Source organism: Escherichia sp. MOD1-EC5433 (assembly GCF_002966005.1).
GTDB classification, from domain to species: domain Bacteria; phylum Pseudomonadota; class Gammaproteobacteria; order Enterobacterales; family Enterobacteriaceae; genus Escherichia; species Escherichia ruysiae.
In genome coordinates this window covers 1-791 of the sequence record NZ_PTRL01000020.1, presented here as the reverse complement: position 1 = coordinate 791, position 791 = coordinate 1, and the positions used below count along the sequence as shown (strand labels likewise).

The following is a 791-nucleotide window of genomic DNA, read 5'->3' as shown; positions in this document are numbered from 1 at the left end:
ATGGTACCAGTCACGTCAGTAGTACGGAAGTAGAACTGCGGACGGTAGCCTTTGAAGAACGGAGTATGACGGCCGCCTTCATCTTTGGACAGAATGTACACTTCAGATTCGAACTTGGTGTGCGGCTTGATGGTGCCCGGCTTAGCCAGTACCTGACCACGTTCGATTTCTTCACGTTTGATACCACGCAGCAGAACACCTACGTTCTCACCAGCACGGCCTTCGTCCAGCAGTTTGCGGAACATTTCAACGCCAGTACAGGTAGACTTCTGAGTCTCTTTGATACCAACGATTTCAACTTCTTCACCAACTTTGATGATACCGCGTTCTACACGACCGGTAACAACGGTACCACGACCGGAGATGGAGAATACGTCTTCGATCGGCAGCAGGAACGGCTTGTCAATCGCACGCTCTGGTTCCGGAATGTAAGAATCCAGGAAGCCAGCCAGTTCCAGGATTTTCGCTTCCCACTCTGCGTCGCCTTCCAGCGCTTTCAGAGCAGAACCACGAACGATCGGAGTGTCGTCGCCCGGGAAGTCGTACTGAGACAGAAGTTCACGAACTTCCATTTCAACCAGTTCCAGCAGCTCTTCGTCATCAACCATGTCGCATTTGTTCAGGAACACGATGATGTACGGAACGCCTACCTGACGCCCCAGCAGGATGTGCTCACGAGTCTGCGGCATCGGGCCGTCAGTCGCAGCAACAACCAGGATCGCGCCGTCCATCTGCGCAGCACCGGTGATCATGTTTTTAACATAGTCGGCGTGCCCCGGGCAGTCTACGTG

1 protein-coding gene is annotated in these 791 nt (G+C 53.6%); it reads right to left on the bottom strand.

The window, feature by feature from the left end:
* Window positions 1–791: elongation factor Tu (gene tuf / locus C3D30_RS20175; protein WP_105287319.1), on the bottom strand; the 791-nt coding region annotated here is incomplete at both ends.